Here is a 5,528-nt window from a genome sequence, read left to right as displayed (position 1 = left end):
TCCGGCAGGTCGGTGTGCAGCTTCTCCAGCAACTGGGTGACGTTCTGGTGCGTCACCGCGACGCCCTTGGGCACACCGGTGGTGCCCGAGGTGTAGATCAAGTAGGCGATGTCGTCGGCCGTCGGACCCGGCAGCGCAGTGGTCGGCTGAGCCGCAACCTCCGGGTCGTTGACGTCGACGACCCGGACGTCGGACCCGTCCAGCCGCGGCCGCAGCTCGTCGGTGGTGATCACGGCGATCGGCTTGGCGTCACTGAGCACGAACTCGATCCGGGCCGCCGGGACCGTGGGGTCGATCGGCAGGTACGCCGCGCCGGTCTTGAGCACCGCCAGGATCGAGACGATCGCGTCGGCCGAGCGCGGCAGCAGCAACGCCACCGATTCACCCGGGCGGGCACCATGACCGGCCAGCAGCTGCGCCAACCGGTTGGCGGCCTCATCCAGCTCCCGGTAGCTCAGCGACCGACCCTCGAAGGTCAGCGCCGGCGCCTCCGGCGCGTGCGCCACCTGCGCGGCGAACAACGCCGGTATCGAGGACACCGCCTCCACCGGCCTGCTCAACACCGCCCGGTTGCCCCGCAGGTCCAGTCGGGCGTGCTCGCCCTCGTCGACCACGTCCATGGACATCAGGCGCCGAGCCGGATCGGCGGTCATGTCGGTCAGCACGCGCTGGAACCGCTCGACCAGGGTGTCGATTCCGGCCGCGTCGAACACCTCGGTGTCGAACTCGACGCGGAGGCCGAGTTCGCGGCCCGGGAGGGCCATCACCGACAGCGGGTAGTGGTTGTATTCGCGGTTGGTGACGTCCGTGATCGCCAACTCGTGGAAGCCCATCGGCACGCTGGTGTCGATCGGGTAGTTCTCGTACAGGAAAAGCGTGTCGAACAACTGGTCGTGTCCAGCGACGCGGTGAATGTCGCTGAGCGCCAGATGCTCGTGTTCAAGGGTGTCGTTGTGGGCGCTCTGCAGCTGGTCCAACAACTCGCCGATGGTCGTCGTCGCGGTGGTGTTGGCCCGCACCGGAACGGTGTTGATCAGCAGGCCCACAATCGATTCCGCGCCCACCAGCTCGGCGGGCCGGCCCGAGACCGCGGTCCCGAAGGCGACGTCGTGGTGACCGGTCAGCCACATCAGCAGCTGCGCCCAGCCTGCCTGCAGCACCGTGTTGACGGTGGTGTGGCAGGAGCGCGCCAGCTCACCCAGCGCGCGCGTGCTCTCCGCCGACAGCCGATACGATTCGACGCCTCGGCGCCCGAGCGCCATCCGGCCGGCCGGACCCACCAGCGTGGGGGTGTCGAACTCGGCCAGGACGTCGCGCCACGCCGCCTGGGCGGCCGCCCGGTCCTGAGCGGCCAGCCAGGTCAGGTAACTGCGGTACGACGGGGCCGCGGGCAGCCCGTCGCCGTAGTAGCTGGCCAGGATTTCGCGCAGCAGGATCGGCAGCGACCAGCCATCCATCACGATGTGGTGGTTGGTGAGCACGAACCGGTGGCGGTTGTCCGCGGTGCGGATCAAGGCGGCCCGGAACGCCGGCCGGTTCGCCAGGTCGCTGACCGCGGCGCGCTCGGCGGCGCACAGCTGCTCAATCTTCTCGTCGGGGTCGAGGTCTTCCGGGCCGAGCTGGATGTAGCGCCAGGCCATCCCCGGGTCGACCGGGAGAACCTGCACCGGCTCGCCGAACTGCGGGCAGAAGCGGGCCGCCAGGTTGGGGTGCCGGTTGACGACGGCGTGCACCGCGTCGCGCAGCCGGTGCGGGTCGAGAGCGCCGGTCACGGTGACGCCGAGCTGCACGGCGTACACGTCGTCGCCCGGGTCGTGCGCGAAGCTGGCGTGGAACAGCAGACCCTGCTGCAGCGGGGTCAGCGGTAGCACGTCGGCGATTTGGTACTGGTGCTCGAGCTTGTTGATCTGCTGCTGATTCAGCCGCGCCGGAGCGATGTCGGACGGGGTCAGACCCCCGCCGCCGGTGCGCACGTAGGCGCAGATGCCGGCCAGGGCCTCGAACCACAGCTGACTCAGTCGGGCGACCTGCTGGCGGTTCAGCGCCGAAGGCGCCCATGTCCAGTTGGCGTGCAGGTGCGGGCCGGCCTCGGTGTCCATGGTCCCGGCGTTCAGGTCCACGGTGTGCATCAGGGGCATCGGCACTGCCGCGGCCGCGCCGGCCAGCGACAGGCTTTCCGGGTTGATCCGCCACAGTTCGCCGGGCAGGTCGGCGCCCGCACCCAACCGGCCCAGGTAGTTGAAGCCGATGACGGGGTCTGCCCCGCCCAGATCCACCTCGGGGGTCAGGTACCGCAGCAGGCCGTAGGTCAGCCCGTCGGGCAGGCCCCGGAGCTGCTCCTTCGCGTCCTTGATCGCGGCACCCAGCGCGGTGTCGCCTACGGTCACCTGGGACCACGACAGCCCACCGGCCGGCCCCCCGAAGTCCAAGGCCACCGGGTACTTGGTGGTGAACCAGCCCACGGTGCGCGAGAGGTCGACGTGCGGACCCAGTTCCTCGTGGCGGCCGTGTCCCTCGACATCGATGCCGATCGGTGCGCCGCCGTTGTCGAAGAACTGCGTCCAGGCCAGCCCGAACGCGATCAACAGGATGTCTTGCACGCCGGCGTGGAACGCCGCGGGCACCTCGCCCAGCAGCAGGCGGGTCGTCGGGACGTCCAGCGAGACCGACAACTGCTCGGCAGTGATGTAGGTGTCCGTTTCGGGGTCCGTCGCCGGCAGCAGGGCCGGGGTGGCCGCGACTCGGCGCCACACCTCGGCATGCTCGGCCACCGCCGGGCTCTGCGCGTAGTCGGCCAGCAGCGACGACCAGCGGGCAAACGACGTCCCGCCCGTCGGCAGAGCCACCGGCTGCTCGTTGTGGTGCTGCGCCCACGCGATGTTGAGGTCTTCCAACAGGATTCGCCACGACACCCCGTCGACCGCCAGGTGGTGAATGATCATCGCCAGCTGACCCGACCTGCCGGCCCAGACCGCGCGCAGCATCGTCCCGGTGGACGGGTTCAGCCGCGACCGCGCGTCCACGAGCGCGCCGTCGGACAACAGCTCGACGGCGTGCAGGCAGTCCTCGGCCTGCACCGAGCCGGGGTCCGGAATGTTGAGCGACCAGCCGCCGGCGCCGTCGTCATCGACGCGCATCCGCAGCGTGGGGTGCCGATCCAGCAGTGCCTGCAGCACCACCACGACGTCGGCTTTGCTCACGCCCTTCGGGGCCGTCACGATCATGGTCTGGTTGAAGTGATCAACCGGGCCGTCGACACTGTTCAGCCAGCGAATGATCGGGGTTGGCACCACAGCGCCGGTGCCCTCGTCGACCACGCCGGCCTCGTCGTCGGCCAGACCTGCGACCAGGGCCAGCCGGGCCACGGTCTGCTCGACGAAGACATCGCGCGGGCGGCACATCACGCCGGCCGCGCGGGCCCGGGCCACCACCTGCATCGACAGGATGCTGTCGCCGCCCAGGTCGAAGAACGAGTCATCCACGCCGACCCGCTCTACGCCCAGCACCTGGGCGTAGATGTCGGCCAAAACCTCTTCGACCGGGGTGCTCGGGGCGCGGTACTGTCCACCGGCCTTGTGGTATTCGGGCGCGGGCAGGGCGCGCTTGTCGAGCTTGCCGTTGACGGTCAGCGGCAGCGCCTCGAGCACCACCACCGCCGCGGGAACCATGTAGGCCGGCAGGCGCTGGGCCAGCTGGGTGCGGATGTCCACCGGATCTGCGGTACCGGTGATGTATCCGACCAATCGCTTGTCGCCGGGGCGGTCTTCGCGCGCGATCACCGCCGCCTGGTCGACGCCGTCCAAGCCGGCCATCGCCGACTGGATCTCGCCGAGTTCGATGCGGTAGCCACGGATCTTGACCTGCTCGTCGGCACGTCCCAGGTACTGCAACTGCCCATCGGCGTCCCAGCGCACCAGATCGCCGGTGCGATACATCCGCGCCCCGGCCTCGCCGAACGGGCACGCCACGAACCGCGACGACGTCAGCCCCGACCGACGCGCATACCCGCACGCCACGCCGCGACCGGCGATGTACAGCTCACCGACCACACCCTCGGGGGCGGGCCGCAACCACTTGTCCAACACGAACAGCGCAGCGCCCGGGACCGGCGAACCGATCGGGGCGCCCGACTCCGCGCTCAACGGCGCACTCATCGCCGCATACACCGTGCCCTCGGTCGGGCCGTAGGCGTTGATCATCACCCGACCAGGCGCCCACCGGTCCACCACCTCGGCCGGGCAGGCCTCGCCGGCCACGATCAGCGCCGTTCCTTCCAACCCCTCCGGCGAGAGCATCCCCACCGCCGACGGCGTCTGGCACAGGACGTTGACCTTTTCGCGCACCAACAGGTCGTGCAGGTCGTGCGGCGAACCCGCGACCGATTCGGGCACCACGACGAGCCGGCCGCCGTGCAGCAGCGGACCCCAGATCTCCCAGACCGACACGTCGAAGACCAATGAATGCCACTGCGACCACACCTGCCCCGGTCCCGCCGGCAGTTCGGTGTGCAGCTTCTCGAGCAACTGGGTGACGTTGTGATGGGTGACCGCCACGCCTTTCGGGACACCGGTCGTGCCCGAGGTGTAGATCAGGTAGGCGATGTCCTGCGGGCGCGGGCCCGACAGGGCCGTGGCGGGCTGAGCCGCAACCTCCGGGTCGTTGACGTCGATGACCAGGACGTCGGACCCGTCCAGCCGCGGCCGCAAGGCCGCCGTCGTGACCGTGGCGATCGGCGTCGCGTCGCCGAGCATGAACTCCATCCGCGCGGCGGGCAGCGCCGGGTCGATCGGCAGGTACGCCGCGCCGGTCTTGAGCACCGCCAGGATCGAGACGATCGCGTCGGCCGAGCGCGGCAGCAGCAACGCGACCGATTCACCCGGGCGGGCACCATGACCGGCCAGCAGGTGCGCCAACCGGTTGGCGGCCTCGTCCAGCTCCCGGTAGCTCAGCGACCGACCCTCGAACGTCAGTGCCGGCGCCTCCGGCGCGCGTGCGACCTGCGCGGCGAACAACGCCGGGATCGACGTCGGCGCCTTCACAGGCTTGCTCAATACCGCCCGGTTGCCCCACTCGTCCAGGCGATCGTGCTCACCGCCGTCGAGTAGATCGATCGACAACAATCGCCGTCCCGCGCCGACGGTCATGATTGCTCCTCCACATCTGCGGTCATGGCTACCAGCACGCGCCGGAACCGCTCAACCAATTTATCGATTCTGGCCGCACTAAACACTTCAGTGTCGAACTCCACGCGAAGGCCTATCTCGTGGCCCGGCACGGCTTGAACCGAAAGCGGGTAATGGTTGTATTCCCGGTTAGTGAACCCGCTGATGGCCAACTCATCTACAGCCGATAACGCGGCGGTATCGATCGGGTAATTCTCATACACGAACATAGTGTCGAATAATTGGTCGTGTCCCGTTACACGATGGATCTCATTCAGCGCTAAATGCTGGTGATCGAGGGTGTTCGTGTAGGCGGTCTGCAGCTGTTCGAGCAGGTCGGCGATGGTGGTTTCCGCACCGATGGTC

2 protein-coding genes are annotated in these 5,528 nt (G+C 69.1%); both read right to left on the bottom strand.

Annotated elements, in window-relative coordinates; all coding sequences use genetic code 11:
• Positions 1-5,144: non-ribosomal peptide synthetase (locus JOZ00_RS15290; RefSeq protein WP_293344935.1), on the bottom strand; the 5,144-nt coding region annotated here is incomplete at its 3' end.
• Positions 5,141-5,528 (bottom strand): condensation domain-containing protein (locus tag JOZ00_RS15285; RefSeq protein WP_293344933.1); only part of this gene is annotated, 388 nt, incomplete at its 5' end. The genes JOZ00_RS15290 and JOZ00_RS15285, both read right to left, overlap by 4 nt.

The organism is Mycobacterium sp. (genome assembly GCF_019243155.1).
Lineage (GTDB): Bacteria > Actinomycetota > Actinomycetes > Mycobacteriales > Mycobacteriaceae > Mycobacterium.
This window is presented reverse-complemented; position numbering and strand designations above follow the sequence as displayed.